Origin of the sequence: Endozoicomonas acroporae, from assembly GCF_002864045.1 — a bacterium.
Taxonomy (GTDB): domain Bacteria; phylum Pseudomonadota; class Gammaproteobacteria; order Pseudomonadales; family Endozoicomonadaceae; genus Endozoicomonas; species Endozoicomonas acroporae.
The window spans coordinates 1-18,393 of the sequence record NZ_PJPV01000204.1; the positions used below are offsets into that span (position 1 = coordinate 1).

The following is an 18,393-nucleotide window of genomic DNA, read 5'->3' on the forward strand; positions in this document are numbered from 1 at the left end:
ATAGGAGGAAGGCAATTACTGGCTGTTTGTTTTCTTCCTTTTTGCCGGTTTATCGGTTTGCTCCTCTGAATGTTCTTCGGCAGTTAAGTAACCATGATCTGAGGGTTGCCTGCCTTTATCAGCAGTAACGTATGCCTCATCTGCCCGCCTTCTTTTAAGTGATACAGAGCCATGCTCCTGTTGCGGGAAGCCTATCCTGGTCTTTATTTGATCAATGTATGGTTTCATTAAATCCTGATTCGAGAGCATGTTAACCGGAATTTCAATGACCTCAAATCCTGCTTTTTGCAACAGGGCGATTTTCAGCAGAGTCGAACCATTCCTGGTTTTGAAATCACCACCCACGTAATGAGACGGTCCCTGAACTTCAATCACCATGTTGTGATCTGGCAGTAGCAGGTCAACCGGAGGTAATGAATTCAGACGCTTTTCTTCTTCAATCTGCAAAGATGGAATGCATGATTGGAGTTGATTGCGGAAGTCGGATTGACGTTTTGAAACGATTGTCTGGTAATGGGGTACGACCGGACACGCTCTCCCAAGCCAACTTGCGGCCATGGCAATGATGGATTGATCCTCTTTATTGTCTGGGGATGTATTTTCCAGGCGAGTAAACAGGTCATCCATGTGCTTTTCAAGCACGTTATTTTTATTGGCATTGGGGACCAGAGACAACCTGGCACAGCATACCATTACGCCCCAGAGAGACATCGATATATCTTGCGGAGAGAGCTGAGGGTTTTCACTGATTCGGTAGACAAGTGATTCGAACGTAGAGGTAACCACGTTCAGCTCAACGAGCTCACCCAGTTTCGCCATGGCCCACAGCAGGTTGGCGATATGCTGAGGAATAAATTGCTCTTTCTGTGCGTTCACCTGGGGCAATAGCGCGGCCACGGTATCGTTGAACTCTGGTGTCCGCTCCTGCCCGTTGTCCACCAGTTTCGCCATGGCCCACAGCAGGTTGGCGATATCCTGGGCATTGAAATGGTCTTTCTGTACGTTCACGTGGGGCAACAGCGCGGCCACGGTATCGTTGAACTCTGGTATCCGCTCCTGCCCGTTGTCCAACAGTTTCGCCATGGCCCACAGCAGGTTGGCGATTTCCTGTGGATTAAAGTTAGCTTTCTGTGCATTTACGTGGGGCAACATCGCGGCCCCAGCCTCGTTGAGTTCTGGTGTCTGCTCCAGCCCGTTGTCCACCAGTTTCGCCATGGCCCACAGCAGTTTGGCGATTTCCTGTGGCTTAAAGTTACCTTTCTGTGCGTTCACGTGGGGCAACAGTGTGGCCACGGCCTCTTTGAGCTGTGGTGTCCGCTCCAGCCCGTTGTCCACCAGTTTCGCCATGGCCCACAGCAGGTTGGCGATTTCCTGTGGTTTAAAGTGAGCTTTCTGTGCGTTTATGTGGAGCAACAGCACGGCCACAGCCTCTTTAAGCTCTGGTGTCCGCTCCAGCCCGTTGTCCACCAGTTTCGCCATGGCCCACAGCAGGTTGGCGATATGCTGAGGATTAAATTTGTCTTTCTGTGCGTTCACGTGGGGCAACAGCGCGGCCACGGCCTCTTTGAACTCTGGTGTCTGTTCCTGCCCGTAGTCCACCAGTTTCGCCATGGCCCACAGCAGGATGGCAATGCCCTGAGGAATAAATTGGTCCATCTGTGCTTTCACGTGGGGCAACAGCGCGGCCACGGCCTCTTTGAGCCCTGGTGTGTGCTCCTGCCCGTTGTCTACCAGTTTCGCCATTGCCCACAGCTGGTTGGCGATTCCCCAGGCATCAATGTCCCGGGCTGGAGGTTTTTGGTGGCACTTGAATATTATTGCATCAAGTAGCGTTGACAATAAGGCAACCTGAGTGTGCCTGACACGCTCATCCACGGGTTTATGAGGGGTAAAAACACCCGCTGAAGTCAATGCATGAAGTGTGGTCGTAAGGCTTCGCCAGCCCCAACGCCGTGTTACGGTAAAATTTTGCAGAAAATGCATCAGCTGGCTTTGTTCCGCTCGATTCAACGGTCTTTTGGCAGCTGATGTGTATCGTTTAATTGAATTGGCATACAGACCGTGATTTCTCCCATCATAGCGATGACCGAAATGATCCGATTTACTCAGCAAACCATCCATTATTTCCTGTTTGATGAGAGCACTGAAATCTTGAGCCGGGTTTACTGAACGGCTCTGTAGATATTGAGAAGTGTATGCGCCAGAAGAATGGTAGAATTCATTACGCCCCCGGGTAGTGCAGGGGGGATTCTCCCATTGTCTTACTGTGGCATGTCTATATCGCCCACGCCTTGAAGATGCGGCCTGGTCATGCGGCTGGTTGTAATCTTTATCGGATTTTGCGCATTTACCGCTGATACCAGCAGAGGTTCTATGCATAATTATATTTCATTAAGTCATGAAAATATAAACAACAGACTGCTGTTTTGTTCAGAAGTTCATTTTGCTGGAATGTGAACACGGTTCTGGAGTCATGATGAAAGGGAAGCGGTTATTCCCTTTTTTTTTCTTTTTCTATTTTTTTTGGTTTGTCTGTTTGCTTTTCTGAATTTTCTTCGGCGGTTAAGTAACAGTGATCTGAGGATTGCCACTCTTTATCGGCGGTAACGTTTGCCACATCTGCCCATCCGGTGTTAAGTGATACACAGCCATGAGCCTGTGGCGGGATGTCCACCCTGGCCTTTATTTGATTAATGCATAGTTTCATTGAATTCTGGCTCCAAAGCTGGTTAACCGGTATTTCAATGACATCAAATCCTGATTTTTGCAGCAGTGCTATTTTAAGCAGAGTTGAACCATTCCTGATTTTGAAATCATTACTGACGTAATGAGACGGTCCCTGAATTTCAATAACCATGTTGTGTTCTGGCAGTAGCAGGTCAACGGGAGGCAATGAGTTCAGGCTCTTTTCTTGTTCAATCTGCAAAGAGGGCATGCATGATTGGAGTTGATCGCGGAAGTCGGCTTGATGTTTTGAAATGGTTGTCTGGTAATAGGGAACGATCGGACACGTTCTCCCAAGCCAACTGGCGGCCATGGCTATGATGTGTTGATCCTTTTCATTGTCCGTGGATGTATTTTCCAGGCGAGTAAACAGGTCATCCATGTGCTTTTCAAGCATGTGATTTTTATTAGTATTGGAGACCAGAGACAATCTGGCACAACATACCATTACGCCCCAGAGAGACATCAATATATCTTGCTGAGAGAGCTGAGAGTTGTCACTGAATCGGCAGACAAGCGGTTCGAACGTAGAGGAAACCATGGGTAGCTCAACGAGTTCACCCAGTTTCGCCATGGCCCACAGCAGGTTGGCAATCCCCTGGGCATTAAACTGGCCTTTCTGTGCGTTCACGTGGGGCAACAGCGCGGCCACGGCCTCTTTGAGCTCTGGTGTGTGCTCCTGCCCGTTGTCCACCAGTTTCGCCATGGCCCACAGCAGGTTGACGATAGCCTGAGGAATAAATTGGTCTTTCTTTGCATTCATGAGGGGCAACAGAGCGGCCATGGCCTTGTTGAGCTCTGGTGTCCGCTCCTGCCCGTTGTCCACCAGTTTTGCCATGGCCCACAGCAGGTTGGCGATATGCTGAGGAATAAATTGGTCTTTCGTTGCGTTCACGTGGAGCAACAGCCGGGCCACAGCCTCGTTGAACTCTGGTGTCTGCTCCTGCCCGTTGTCCACCAGTTTCGCCATGGCCCACAGCAGGTTGGCGATTTCCTGTGGTGTAAAGTTAGCTTTCTGTGCGTTTATATGGGGCAACAGCGCGGCCACGGCCTCTTTTAGCGCTGGTGTCAGCTCTTGCCTGTCCACCAGTTTCGCCATGGCCCACAGCAGGTTGGCGATACCCTGGGCAGTAAATTGGTTTTTCTGTGCGCTCACAAGGAGCAGCAACGCGGCCACGGTCTCTTTGAACTCTGGTGTCTGCTCCTTGCCGCTATCCACCAGTTTTGCCATGGCCCACAGCAGGTTGGCGATATGCTGAGGAATAAATTGGTCTTTCTGTGCGTTTACGTGGGGCAACAGCGTGGCCACGGCCTCGTTGAGTTCACGTGTCCGCTTCTGCCCGTTGTCCACCAGTTTTGCCATGGCCCACAGCAGGTTGGCGATATGCTGAGGAATAAATGGGTCTTTTTGTGCGTTTACGTGAGGCAACAGCGCGGCCACCGCTGCGTTGAGTTCTGGTGTCTGCTTCTGCCCGTAGTCCACCAGTTTCGCTATGGCCCATAGCAGGTTGGCAATCCCCTGGGCATTAAACTGGCCTTTCTGTGCGTTCACGTGGGGCAACAGCGCGGCCACGGCCTCTTTGAGCTCTGGTGTGTGCTTCTGCCCGTTGTCCACCAGTTTCGCCATGGCCCACAGCAGGTTGACGATAGCCTGAGGAATAAATTGGTCTTGCTTTGCATTCATGAGGGGCAACAGCGCGGCCATGGCCTTGTTGAGCTCTGGTGTCCGCTCCTGCCCGTTGTCCACCAGTTTCGCCATGGCCCACAGCAGGTTGGCGATATGCTGAGGAATAAATTGGCCTTTTTTTGCATTCACGTGGGGCAACAGCGCGGCCACGGCCTCGTTGAGCTCTGGTGTCCGCTCCTGCCCGTTGTCCACCAGTTTCGCCACAGCCCACAGCAGGTTGGCGATATGCTGAGGAATAAATTGGTCTTTCTGTGCGTTAACGTGGGGCAACAGCGCGGCCACGGCCTCGTTGAGTTCTGGTGTTCGCTCCTGTCCGGTGTCCAACAGTTTCGCAATGGCCCACACCAGGTTGGCGATGTCCCGGCCATTAAATTGGTCTTTCTGTGCGTTCATGTGGGGCAATAGTGCGGCCACGGCCTCGTTGAGTTCTGGTGTGTGCTCCTGGCCGTTGTCCACCAGTTTCGCCATGGCCCACAGCAGGTTGACAATGCCCTGAGGAATAAATTGGTCTTTCTGTACGTTTATGTGGGGCAACAACACGGCCACAGCCTCTTTGAGCTCTGGTGTCCACTTCTGACCGTTGTCCACCAGTTTCGCTATGGCCCACAGCAGGTTAGAGGTATGCTGAGGAATAAATTGGTCTCTCTGTGCATTCATGTGAGGCAACAGCACGGCCACGGCCTCTTTGAACTCTGGTGTGCGCTCCTGGCCGTTGTCCACCAGTTTCGCCATGGCCCACAGCAGGTTGGCGATTCCCCGGGCATCAATATCCCATGTTTCAGCTTTTCGGTTGCACTTGAATATTATTGTATTCAGTAGCATTGACAATAAGGCAGCTTGAGTATGTTTAACACGCTCATCCATGGGTCTATGAGGGGTAAAAACACCCGCTGAAGTCAATGCATGAAGTGTTGTTGACAGGCTTCGCCAACTCCAACTCCGTGTTACTGTAAAATTTTGCAGCAAACGTATCAGCTGGCCTTGTTCAGCTTGACTTAACGGTCTTTTAGCAGCTGACGTGTATTTTTTAATTGAACTGGCATACAGACCGTGATGTCTCCCATCATAGCGATGGCCGAAGCGATACGATTTATTCACCAGATCATCCATTAGTTCCGGTTTAATGAGGGCGTTAAAATCCTGGGCAGGGTTTACTGAACGGCTCTGTAGATGTTGAGAAGGGCATACGCCAGAAGAATGGTAACATTCCTTACGCCCCGGAGTAGTGCGGGGGGGATTATCCCACTTTCTGACCGTATTCTGTCTATATTGTACGCGCCTTGAAGAAGTGGCATGGCCATCCGGCTGGTGGTAATCTTTATCGGATCTTGCGTATTGACCACTGATACCAGCAGAGGTTCTGTGCATAATTATATTTCATTAATTCATGAAAATATAAACAACAGACTGCTGTTTTATTCAGAAGTTCATTTTGCTGGAATGTGAACACGGTTCTGGAGTCATGATGAAGGGGAAGTGGTTAGTGCCTTTTTTTTCTTTTCTTTTTTCTGTTTTTTGGTTTGTCTGTTTGCTTTTCTGAATTTTCTTCGGGGGCTAAGTAACAATGACTTGAAGATTGCCACTTTTTATCGGCGGTAACGTTTGTCTCCTCGACTGATCCGATGTCAGGTGATACACAGCCATGACCCTGTGGCCGGATGTCCACCCTGGCCTTTATTTGATCAATGCATTGTTTCATTGAATTCTGGCTACAAAGCTGGTTAACCGGGATTTCAATGACCTCAAATCCTGATTTTTTCAGTAGCGCTATTTTAAGCAGAGTTGAACCATTCCTGATTTTAAAATCATTACTGACGTAATGACACGGTCCCTGAATTTCAACAACCATGTTGTGATCTGGCAGGAACAGGTCAGCAGGAGGCAATGAGTTCAGGCTTTTTTCTTGTTCAACCTTCAAAGAGGGCATGCATGATTGGAGTTGATCGCAAAAGTCGGCTTGACGTTTTGAAATGATTGCCTGGTAATGGGGAACGATCGGACACGCTCTCCCAAGCCAACTGGCGGCCATGGCAATGGTGCGTTGATCCTTTTCATTGTCCGGGGATGTATTTTCCAGGCGAGTAAACAGGTCATCCATGTGCTTTTCAAGCACGTTATTTTTAATGGCATTGGGGACCAGAGACAACCTGGCACAACATACCATTACTCCCCAGAGAGACATCAATATAAATTGTTGAGAGAGCTGAGGGTTGTCACTGAATCGGCAGAGGAACGATTCGAACGTAGAGGTAACCACGTGCAGCTCAACGAGTTCACCCAGCTTCGCCATGGCCCACAGCAGGTTGGCGACTTGCTGAGGATCAAATTGGTCTTTCTGTGGGTTTACGCAGGGCAGCAGCGCGGACACGGCTTCTTTAAGCCCTGGTGTCCACTCTCCGTTGTCCACCAGTTTCGTCATGGCCCACAGCAGGTTAGCAATTGCCTGTGTTGTAAAGGTGGCTTTATTTGCGTGCACGTGGGGCAACAGCGCGGCTACAGCTTTTTTAAGTACTGGTGTCTGTTGCAGGCCGTTGTCCACCAGTTTCGCCATGGCCCACACCAGGTTGGCGATTTGCTGAGGAATAAATTGCTCTTTCTTTTCGTTCACGTGGGGCCACAGCCGGACCACAGCCTCGTTGAACTCTGGTGTCTGCTCCTGGCCGTTGTCTACCAGTTTCGCCATGGCCCACAGCAGATTAGCGATACCCTGGGCATTAAATTGGTCCTTCTGTGCGTTCATGTGGGGTAACAGTGCGGCCACGACCTCGCTGAGCCCTGGTATCCACTCCTGCCTGTTGTCCACCAGTTTCGCCATGGCCCAGAGCAGGTTGGCGATTGCCTGGGCATTAAATTGGTCTTTCTGTGCGTTCACGTAGGGCAAAAGTGCGACCACGGCCTCGTTGAACTCTGGTGTCTGCTTCTGCCCGTTGTCTACCAGTTTCGCCATAGCCCACAGCAGGCTGGCGATAGCCTGGGCATTAAATTGTTCTTTGTGTGCGTTCACGTAGGGCAAAAGCGCGGCCACGGCCTCTTCGAGCTCTGGTGTTCGCTCCTGCCCGTTGTCCACCAGTTTCGCCACGGCCCACAGCAGGTTGGCGATATGCTGAGGATTAAATTGGTCTTTCTTGGCATTCACGTGGGGCAACAGCGCGGCCACGGCCTCGTTTAGCTCTGGTGTCCGCTCCTGCCCGTTGTCCACCAGTTTCGCCACGGCCCACAGCAGGTTGGCGATATGCTGAGGAATAAATGGGTATTTCTGTGCGTTCACGTGGGGCAACAGCGCGACCACGGCCTCGTTGAGATCCGGTGTCCGCTGCAGCCCGATGTCCACCAGTTTCGCCATGGCCCACACCAGGTTGGCGATGTCCTGGGCATTAAATTGGTCTTTCTGTGCCTTCACGTGGGGCAACAGCGCGGCCACGGCCTGGTTGAGCCCCGGTGTGTGCTCCTGCCCGTTGTCCAGCAGTTTCGCCATGGCCCACAGCAGGTTGGCAATGCCCTGAGGAATAAATTGGTCTTTCTGTGCGTTCACGCGGGGTAAAAGCGCAGCCACGGCCTCTTTGAGCTCAGGTGTCCGTTCCTGCCCGTTGTCCACCAGTTTCGCCATGGCCCACAGCAGGTTAGCGGTATGCTGAGGAATAAATTGGTCTTTCTTTGCATTCACGCGTGGCAACAGCGCGGCCACGGCCTGATTGAGCCCTGGTGTGTGCTCCTGCCCGTTGTCCAGCAGTTTCGCCATGGCCCACAGCAGGTTGGCAATGCCCTGAGGAATAAATTGGTCTTTCTGTACGTTTACCTGGGGCAACAACACGGCCACAGACTCTTGGAGCCCTGGTACCCACTTCTGACCGTTGTCCACCAGTTTCGCCATGGCCCACAGCAGGTTAGCGGTATGCTGAGGAATAAGTTGGTCATTCTTGGCGTTCACGTGGGGCAAAAGCGCGGCCACGGCCTTGTCGAGTTCTGCTGTTCTCTCTTGCCCGTTGTCCACCAGTTTCGCCATGGCCCACATCAGATTGGCGATTTCCTGGGGTTTAAAGTCAGCTGTTAGTACGTTCACTTGGGGTAACAGCGCGGCCATAGCCTCTTGGAGCCCTGGTGTCTGTTCTTGCCCGTTGTCCACCAGTTTCGCCACGGCCCACAGCTGGTTGACGATTCCCTGTGGTGAAAAGTTAGATTTTTGTGCGTTTACGTGGGGCAACAGCGCGGCTATGGCTTTTTTAAGTCCTGGTGCCTGTTGCAGGCCGTTATCCACCAGTTTTGCCATGGCCCAGAGCAGGTTGGCGATTCCCCGAGCATCAATATCCCATGCTTCAGATTTTCGGTTGCACTTGAATATTATTGTATCCAGTAGCAATGACAATAAGGCCGCTTGCGTGTGCTTAACACGCTCATCCATGGGTCTATGAGGGGTAAAAACACCCGCTGAAGCCAAGGCATGAAGTGTTGTTGACAGGCTTCGCCAACTCCAACTCCGTGTCACTGTAAAATTTTGCAGCAAACGTATCAGCTGGTCTTGTTCCACTTGATTTAACGGTCTTTTAGCAGCTGACGTGTATTTTTTAATTGAACTGGCATACAGACCGTGATGCCTCCCATCATAGCGATGACCGAAACGGTACGATTTATGCACCAGATCATCCATTAATTCCTGTTTAATGAGGGCATTAAAATCTTGAGCAGGGTTTACTGAACGGTTCTGTAGATGTTGAGAAGGGCATACGCCAGAAGAGTGGTAACATTCCTTACGCCCCCGGGTAGTGCGGGGGGGATTATCCCACTTTCTGACGGTATTCTGCCTATATTGTACGCGCCTTGAAGAGGTAGCACGGCCATCCGGCTGGTGGTAATCTTTATCGGATCTTGCGTATTGACCACTGATACCCGCAGAGGTTCTGTGCATAATTATATTTCATCAATTCATGAAAATATAAAAAACAGACTGCTGTTCTGTTCAGAAGTTCATTTTGCCAGAATGTGAACACGGTGCCTGAGTCATGATGAAAGGGAAGCGGTTAGTGCCTTTTTTTTCTTTTCCTTTTTCTGTTTTTTGGTTTGTCTGTTTGCTTTTCTGAATTTTCTTCGGGGGCTAAGTAACAATGACTTGAAGATTGCCACTTTTTATCGGCGGTAACGTTTGTCTCCTCGACTGATCCGATGTCAGGTGATATACAGCCATGACCCTGTGGCCGGATGTCCACCCTGGCCTTTATTTGATCAATGCATTGTTTCATTGAATTCTGGCTCCAAAGCTGGTTGACCGGGATTTCAATGACCTCAAATCCTGATTTTTGCAGCAGTGCAATTTTAAGCAGAGTTGAACCATTCCTGATTTTGAAATCATCACTTACGAAATGAGACGGTCCCTGAATTTCAATAACCATGTTGTGATCTGGCAGTAGCAGGTCAACGGGAGGCAATAAGTTCAGGCTCTTTTCCTGTTCAATCTTCAAAGAGGGCATGCATGATTGGAGTTGATTGCGTAAGTCAGCTTGAGGTTTTGAAATAGTTGTCCGGTAATGGGGGATGATCGGACACGCTCTCCCCAACCAAATGGCAGCCATGGCAATGATTTGTTGATTCTTTTGATTGTCCGGGGCTGTATTTTCCAGGCGAGTGGACAGGTTATCCATGTGCTTTTCAAGCACGCTATTGTTAATGGCATTGGCGGCCAGAGACAACCTGGCACAACATACCATGACTCCCCAGAGAGACATCACTATATCTTGCTGAAAGAGCTGAGGGTTGTCGCTGAATCGGCAGAGCAGCGATTCGAACGTAGAGGTAACCACGTGCAGCTCAACGAGTTCACCCAGCTTCGCCATGGCCCACAGCAGGTTGGCGATTTGCTGAGGATCAAATTGGTCTTTCTGTGGGTTCACGCAGGGCAGCAGCGCGGCCACGGCTTCTTTAAGCCCTGGTGTCCACTGTCCGTTTTCCACCAGTTTCGCCATGGCCCACAGCAGGTTGGTGATTGCCTTTGGTGTAAAATGGGCTTTATTTGCGTTTACGTGGGGCAACAGCGTGGCTACAGCTTTTTTAAGCCCTGATGTCTGTTGCTGGCCGTTGTCCACCAGTTTCGCCATGGCCCACAGCAGGTTGGCGATTTGCTGAGGAATAAATTGGTCATTGATTGCGTTCACGTGAGGCAACAGCCGGGCCACGACATCGTTGAACTCTGGTGTCTGTTCCCGGCCGTTGTCCACCAGTTTCGCCATGGCCCACAGCAGGTTGGCGATATGCTGAGGAATAAATGGCTCTCTCATTACTTTCACGAGGGGGAGCAGCGTAGCGATGGCCTCGTTGAGCCCTGATGCCAGCTCCTGCCCGTTGTCCACCAGTTTCGCTATGGCCCACAGCAGGTTGGTAACATCCTGGGCATTGAATTGGTCTTTCTGTGCGTTCACGTGAGGCCACAGCGCGGCCACAGCTTTCTTAAGCCCTGGTGTCTGTTCCCGGCCGTTGTCCACCAGTTTCGCCATGGCCCACAGCAGGTTGGCGATTCCCTGGGCTTTAAATTGGTCTGCCTGTGCGTTCACGTGGGGCAACAGCGCGGCCACAGCTTTTTTAAGCCCTGGAGTCTGTTCCTGGCCGTTGTCCACCAGTTTCGCCATGGCCCACAGCAGGTTGGCAATTTGCTGAGGAATAAATTGGTCTCTGGTTGCGTTCACGTGGGACAACAGCCGGGCCACAGCCACGTTGAACTCTGGTGTCTGCTCCTGCCCGTTGTCCACCAGTTTCGCCATGGCCCACAACAGGATGGCGATATGCTGAGGAATAAACTGGTATTTCTGTGCGTTCACGTGGTGTAACAGGGCACCCAGGGTCCCTTTGATCTCTGGTGTCCGTTCCTGCCCGTTGTCCACCAGTTTCGCCATGGACCACAGCAGGTTGGAGATTCCCTGGGCATTAAATTGGTCTGTCTGTGCGTTCACGTGGGGCAACAGCGCGGCCACGGCCTCTTTGAGTTCTGGTGTCTGCTCCTGCCCGTTGTCCACCAGTTTCGCCATGGCCCACAGCAGGTTGACGATCTGCTTAGGTATAAATTGGTCTTTCCTTGCGTTCACATAAGGTAGCAGTCCGACCACAGTACTGTTGAACTCTGGCAACTGCTCCTGCCCGTTGTCCACCAGTTTCGCCATGGCCCACATCAGGATGGTGATATGTTGAGGTATAAATTGGTCTTTCTTGGCGTTCACGTGGGGTAACAGCGTGGCCACGGCCTCTATGAGCCCCGGTGTCTGCTCCTGCCCGTTGTCCACCAGTTTCGCCACGGCCCACAGTAAGTTGGCGATTCCCTGGGCATTAAATTGGTTTTTATATGCGTTCACGTGAGGCAACAGCGCGGCCACAGCCTTTTTCAGCCCCGGTGTCTGTTCATGCCCGTTATCCACCAGTTTCGCCATGGCCCACAGCAGGCTGGCGATATGCTGAGAATCAAATTGGTCTTTCTGTGCGTTCACGTGGGGCAACAGCGCGGCCACGGCCTCATTGAACTCGGGTGTCCGCTCCTGCCCGTTGTCCACCAGTTTTGCCATGGCCCACAGCAGGTTGGCAATACCCTGTGGTTTAAAGTTAGTTTTCTGTGCGTTCACGCGGGGCAATAGCGCTGCTACGGCCTCGCTGAGATCTGTTGTCTGCTCCAGCCCGTTGTCCACCAGTTTCGCCATGGCCCATAGCAGGTTGATGATTCCCAGGGCATGAAGTTGGTCTTTCTGTTCGCGTACGATGGGCAACAACGCGGCCACAGCCTTTTTAAGCCCCGGTGTCTGTTCATGCCCGTTATCCACCAGTTTCGCCATGGCCCACAGCAGGTTGGCGATTCCCTGTGGATTAAAATTAGCTTTCTGTGCATTTACGTCGGGTAACAGCGCAGCCACGGCCTCTTTGAGCCCAGGTGTCTGCTCCTGGCCGTTGTCCACCAGTTTGGCCAAGGCCCACAGCACGTTGGCGATTCCCTGTGTTATAAAGTTAGATTTTTGTGCGCTTACGTGGGGTAACAGCGCAGTCACGGCCTCTTTGAGCCCTGGTGTCTGCTCGTGCCCGCTGTCCACCAGTTTTGCCATGGCCCACAGCTGGTTGGCGATTCCCCAGGCATCAATATTACTGTCTTTACGTCTTTGATTGCTGTTAAATATTATTGCATCCAGTAGCGTTGACAATAAGGTAGCTTGAGTATGCTTAACACCCTCATCCATGGGGCTATGAGGGGTAAAAACACCCGCTGAAGTAAATGCATGAAGTGTTGTTGTCAGGCTTCGCCAATTCCAGCTCCGTGCTGCGGTAAAATTTTCCAGAAAACGTATCAGCTGGCTTTGTTCCGCCTGGTTTAACGGTCTTTTAGCAGCTGATGTGTATTGTTTGATTGAATTGGCATATAGACCGTGATTTCTCCCATCATAGCGATGACCGAAACGAGCCGATCTACTCAGCAAACCATCCATTATTTCCTGCTTGATGAGAGCATTAAAATCTTGAGCAGGGTTTACTGAACGGCTCTGCAGATATTGAGAAGTGTATGTGCCAGAAGAATGGTGAAATCCATTACGCCCCGGGGAAGTGCGTGGGAGATTATCCCATTGTCTGACTGTGGCATGTCTATATCGCCCACGCCTTGAAGATGCGGCATGGTTATCCGGCTGGTGGTAGTCTTTATCCAATCTTGCGTGTTGACCACTGATATCAGCAGAGGTTCTATCCATAGTTATATTTCATTAATTTATGAAAATATAAACAACAGACTGCTGCTTTGTTCAGAAGTTCATTTTGCTGGAATGTGAACACGGTTCTGGAGTCATGATAGATGGGAAGTGATTAGTGCCTTTTTTTTCTTTTCCTTTTTCTTTTTTTTGGTTTGTCTGTGTGCTTTCCTGAATGTTCTTCGGCGGTTAAGTCATCGCGATCCGGGGATTGCCGCCCGTTATCGGCGGTAACGTTTTTCTCATCTGCCCATTCGATGTTAAGTGATACACCGCCATGACCCTGTGGCGGGATGTCCACCCTGGCCTTTATTTGATTAATGCAGAGTTTTATTGAATTCTGGCTCCAAAGCTGGTTAACCGGTATTTCAATGACCTCAAATCCTGATTTTTGCAGCAGTGCAATTTTAAGCAGAGTCGAACCATTCCTGATTTTGAAATCATTACTTACGTAATGAGACGATCCCTGAATTTCAATAACGATGTTGTGATCTGGCAGTAGCAGGTCAACGGGAGGCAATGAGTCCAGGCTCTTTTCTTCTTCAATCTTCAAAGCGGCCATGCATGATTGGAGTTGATAGCGGAAGTCGGCTTGAGGTTTTGAAATGGTTGTCTGGTAATGGGGGACGATCGGACTCGCTCTCCCAAGCCAACTGGCGGCCATGGCAATGACGCGTTGATCCTTGTCATTGTCCGGGGGAGTATTTTCCAGGCGAGCAAACAGGTCATCCATGTGCTTTTCAAACACGTTATTTTTATTAGCATTGACGTCTAGATACAACCTGGCACAGCATACCATTACGCCCCAAAGAGACATCAATATATCTTGCTGAGAGAGCTGAGGGTTGTCACTGAATCGGCAGAGCAACGATTCGAACGTAGAGGTCACCATGTGCAGCTCAACGAGTTCACCCAGTTTTGCCATGGCCCACAGCAGGTTGGCGATATGCTTGGGAATAAATTGGTGTTTCTGTGGGTTCACGTGGGGCAACAACGCGGCCAAAGCTTCTTTAAGCCCTGGTGTCCACTCCCCGTTTTCCACCAGTTTCGCCATGGCCCACAGCAGGTTGGCAATTCCCTTTGGAGTAAAGTTGGTTTTCTCTGCGTGTACATGGTGCAACAGCGCGGCCACAGCTTTTTTAAGCCCTGGTGTCTGTTCCTGGCCGTTGTCCACCAGTTTCGCAATGGCCCACAGCAGGTTGACGATTTGCGAAGGAATAAATTGGTCTTTATTTGCGTTCACGTGGAGCAACAGCCGGGCCACAGCCTCATTGATATCTGGTGTCAGCTCTTGCCCGTTGTCCACCAGTTTTGCAATGGCCCATAGCAGGTTGGCGAAATGCTGAGGAATAAATCGGTCTTTCTTTACGTTCACGAGGGGCAACAGCGCAGCCACGGTCTCGTTGAGCCCGGGTGTCAGTTCCTGCCCCTTGTCCACCAGTTTCGCTATGGCCCACAGCTGATTGGCAATATCCTGGGCATTGAATTGGTCTTTCTGAGCATTCACGTGGGGCAATAGCGCGGCCATGGCCTTGTTGAGCCCGGGTATTTGCTCCAGGCCGTGGTCCACCAGTTTCGCTATGGCCCACAGCAGGTTGGCGATATGCTGAGGAATAAATTGGTCTTTCTGTCCGTTCACACAAGGTAACAGCACAGCTACAGCCTTGTTGAAATCTGGTGTCTGCTCCTGCCCGTTGTCCAACAGTTTCGCCATGGTCCACAGCAGGTTGGTGATTTCCTGGGGTTTAAAGTTAGCTGTTTGTACGTTCACTTGGGGCAACAGCGCGGCTACGGCCTCTATAAGCCCTTTTGTTAGCTCTTGCCCGTTGTCCATCAGTTTCGCCATGGCCCACAGCAGATTGGCGATTCCCTGGGCATTAAATTGGTTTTTATGTGTGCTCACGTGGGGCAACAGCGCGGCCACAGCCTTTTTCAGCCCTTGTGTCCGTTCCTGCCCGTTGTCCACCAGTTTCGCCATGGTCCATAGCAGGCTGGCAATATCCTGGGCATTAAATTGAACTTTCTGTGTATTCACGTGGGGCAACAGCGCGGCCACGGCCTTGTTGAGCCCTGGTGTTCGCTCCTGCCCATTGTCCACCAGTTTCGCCATGGCCCACAACAGGTTGGCGATTCCCTGAGTATTAAGTTGGTCATGCTGTTCGTGCACGAGGGGCAATAACACGGCCACGGCCTTGTTGAGCCCTGGTGTTCGCTCCTGCCCATTGTCTACCAGTTTCGCCATGGCCCACAGCAGGTTGGTGGTTCCCAGTGGTGTAAAGTGAGCTTTCTGTGCATTCACGCGGGGCAACAGTGCGGCAACGGCCTCGTTGAATCCTGGTGTCTGCTCCTGACCGTTGTTCACCAGTTTCGCCATGGCCCACAGCAGGTTGACAATGCCCTGAGCATTAAATCGGTCCTTCTGTGCGATCACGTGGGGCAACAGGGCGGTCATGGCCCCATTGAGTTGTGGTGTCTGTTCATGTCCGTTGCCCACCAGTTTCGCCATGGCCCACAGCAGGTTGACAATGCCTTGAGCATTAAATTGGTCCTTCTGTGCGTTCACGTGGGGCAACAGCGCGGTCACGGCCTCTTTGAGTCCTGGTGTTTGCTCCTGTCCGTTTCCTACCAGTTTCGCCATGGCCCACAGCTGGTTGACGATATGCTGAGGAATAAATTGGTCTTTCTGTGCGTTTACGTGGGGCAACAGCGCAGCCAGGGCCTCTTTGAGCCCTGATGTCCACTCTTGTCCATTGCTCACCAGTTTTGCCATGGCCCACAGCAGGTTGGCGATTCCCTGGGCATCAAGACCACTGGCTTCAGGTGTTTGATGGCACTTGAATATTATTGCATCAAGTAACGTTGACAATAAGGCTGCTAGAGTAAGCTTTGTACCTTCATCCATGGGTTTATGAGGGGTAAAAACACCCGCTGATGTAAATGAATGAAGTGTTGTTGACAGGCTTCGCCAACTCCAACTCCGTGTTGCGGTAAAATTTTGCAGAAAACGTATCAGCTGGCCTTGTTCCGCTTGATTTAATGGCCTTTTAGCAGCTGACGTGTATTTTTTAATTGAGCTGGCATATTGACTGTGATTTCTCCCGTCATAGGAGTGACCGAAACGATCAGATGTACTCAACAGGCCAGCCATTATTTCTTGTTTGATGAGCGCTTTAAAATCCTGAGCAGGGTTTACTGAACGATACTGCAGATATTGAGAAGAGCGTGTGCCGGAAGATCGGTAAAATTCATTACCACTCGGAGTAGTGCGCGGGGGATTATCCCATTGTCTGACTGTGGCATGTCTATATCGGCCACGCCTTGAAGATGCGGCATGGTTATCCAGCTGGTTGTAATCTTTATCGGATCTTGCGTATTTACCACTGATACCAGCAGAGCTTCTATCCATAATTACATTTCATTAATTCATGAAAATATAAAAAACAGACTGCTGTTCTGCTCAGAAGTTCATTTTGCTGAAATAGCCATAGACGTAACCGGTTGGAAAAGCGCATCTATTCCTGATGCCAGCAATCCGTTATTTTCAAATCACCCGGGGCGAGATTTATAGAACGCATGGGTTCCACACTGGAATTCCTTTTCTGAAATTTGAAAACGGTTCATGAGTCATGATGGAAGGGAAGAGCTTACTGGCTGTTTTTTCTTTTCCTTTTGCTACTTGGTTTGCCTGTTTGCTCCTCTGAATGTTCTTCGGCAGTTAAGTAACCCTGATCTGAGGGTCGACATCCTTTATCGGCAGCAACGTATCTTTCATCTGCCCAGCTTCTTTTAAGTGATACAGAGCCATGACCCTGTGGCAGGATGTCTACCCTGGTCTTTATTTGATCAATACATCGTTTCATTGAATCCGGGTTCCCAAGCTGGTTAACCGGGATTTCAAAAACCTCAAATCCTGATTTCCTCAGTAGTGCGATTTTCAGCAGAGTCGAGCCATTCCTGGTTTTGAAGTCACCTCCTACGTAATGAGACGGTCCCTGAACTTCAATCGCCATGTTGTGATCTGGCAGTAGCAGGTCAACCGGCGGTAATGAGTTCAGACTCTTTTCTTCTTCAATCTTCAAAGATGGCATGCATGATTGGAGTTGATTGCGGAAGTCGGATTGACGTTTTGAAACGATTGTCTGGTAATGGGTGATGACCGGACACGCTCTGCCAAGCCAACTTGCGGCCTGGGCAATGTTGTGTTGATCCTCTTCATTGTGCAGGAATGTATTTTCCAGACGGGTAAACAGGTCATCCATGTGCTTTTCAAGCACGTGATTTTTGTTGGCATTGGAGACCAGAAACAACCTGGCACAGCAGACCATTACTCCCCAGAGAGACATCGATATATCTTGCATAGAGAGCTGAGGTTTTTTACTGATTCGGTAGACAAGAGATTCGAACGTAGAGATAACCACGTTTAGCTCAACGAGCTCACCCAGTTTTGCTATGGCCCACAGCAGGTTGGCGATATGCTGGGCATTAAATTGGTCTTTCTGTGCGTTCACTTGGGGCAACAGCGCGGCCACGGCATCGTTGAACTCTGGTGTCTGCTCCTGGCTGTTTTCCACCAGTTTCGCCATGGCCCACAGCAGGTTGGTGACTTCCTGTGGTTTAAAGTTAGCTTTCTGTGCGTTCACGTGGGGCAATAGTCCGGCCACAGCCTCGTTAAGCCCGGGTGTCCGCTCCTGCCCGTTGTCCACCAGTTTCGCCATGGCCCAAAGCAGGTTGGCGATTTCCTGTGATTTAAAGTTAGCTTTCTGTATGTTCACGAGGAGTAATAACGCGGCCACAGTCTCTTTGATCTCTGGTGTCTGCTCCAGCCCGTTGTCCACCAGTTTCGCCATGGCCCAAAGCAGGTTGGCGATTTCCTGTGGTTTAAAGTTAGCTTTCTGTATGTTCACGAGGAGTAATAACGCGGCCACAGTCTCTTTGATCTCTGGTGTCTGCTCCAGCCCGTTGTCCACCAGTTTCGTCATGGCCCAAAACAGGTTGGCGATTTCCTGTGGTTTAAAGTTTGCTTTCTGTGAGTTCACGTGGGGTAACAGGGCGGCTGTGGCATCTTTGAACTCTGGTGTCTGCACCTGGCCGTTGTCCACCAGTTTCGCCATGGCCCACAGCAGGTTGGCAATATGCTGAGGAATAAATTGGTCTTTCTGTGCGTTCACATGGGGCAACAGCACGGCCACGGCCTCGTTAAGCTCGGGTGTCCGCCTCTGCCCGTTGTCGACCAGTTTCGCCATGGCCCACAGCAGGTTGGCAATATGCTGAGGAATAAATTGG

At 50.8% G+C, this 18,393-nt stretch carries 6 protein-coding genes; all 6 read right to left on the reverse strand.

What is annotated here, in order from left to right:
- Window positions 1-15: 15 nt before the first annotated feature.
- The gene (locus CX664_RS23820; protein WP_146000288.1) at window positions 16-2,379 is read right to left on the reverse strand and encodes an RAP domain-containing protein; all 2,364 of its coding nucleotides are present in this window, start codon (window positions 2,377-2,379) and stop codon (window positions 16-18) included.
- Window positions 2,380-2,491: 112 nt separating this feature from the next.
- Window positions 2,492-5,779 carry an RAP domain-containing protein gene (locus tag CX664_RS23825; protein ID WP_101749115.1) on the reverse strand — a complete coding sequence of 1,096 codons (3,288 nt, stop codon included), beginning with the start codon at window positions 5,777-5,779 and terminating at the stop codon, window positions 2,492-2,494.
- Between the two features lie 112 nt (window positions 5,780-5,891).
- Window positions 5,892-9,314: a DUF1601 domain-containing protein gene (locus tag CX664_RS23830; protein WP_101749116.1), complete on the reverse strand. Its 3,423-nt coding sequence runs from the start codon at window positions 9,312-9,314 to the stop codon at window positions 5,892-5,894.
- Between the two features lie 112 nt (window positions 9,315-9,426).
- On the reverse strand, window positions 9,427-13,113 hold the full coding sequence (locus CX664_RS23835) for an RAP domain-containing protein (RefSeq protein ID WP_101749117.1): 3,687 nt from the start codon (window positions 13,111-13,113) through the stop codon (window positions 9,427-9,429).
- A gap of 112 nt (window positions 13,114-13,225) precedes the next feature.
- On the reverse strand, window positions 13,226-16,516 hold the full coding sequence (locus tag CX664_RS23840; RefSeq protein WP_101749118.1) for an RAP domain-containing protein: 3,291 nt from the start codon (window positions 16,514-16,516) through the stop codon (window positions 13,226-13,228).
- A 238-nt stretch (window positions 16,517-16,754) separates the two neighbouring features.
- Window positions 16,755-18,393: DUF1601 domain-containing protein (locus CX664_RS23845; RefSeq protein ID WP_146000289.1), on the reverse strand; the 1,639-nt coding region annotated here is incomplete at its 5' end.

Coding starts and splice junctions, on each gene's coding strand:
- CX664_RS23820 (WP_146000288.1), bottom strand. CDS start 2,379: ATGCATAGAACCTCTGCTGGTATCAGCGGTAAATGCGCAAAATCCGAT.
- CX664_RS23825 (WP_101749115.1), bottom strand. CDS start 5,779: ATGCACAGAACCTCTGCTGGTATCAGTGGTCAATACGCAAGATCCGAT.
- CX664_RS23830 (WP_101749116.1), bottom strand. CDS start 9,314: ATGCACAGAACCTCTGCGGGTATCAGTGGTCAATACGCAAGATCCGAT.
- CX664_RS23835 (WP_101749117.1), bottom strand. CDS start 13,113: ATGGATAGAACCTCTGCTGATATCAGTGGTCAACACGCAAGATTGGAT.
- CX664_RS23840 (WP_101749118.1), bottom strand. CDS start 16,516: ATGGATAGAAGCTCTGCTGGTATCAGTGGTAAATACGCAAGATCCGAT.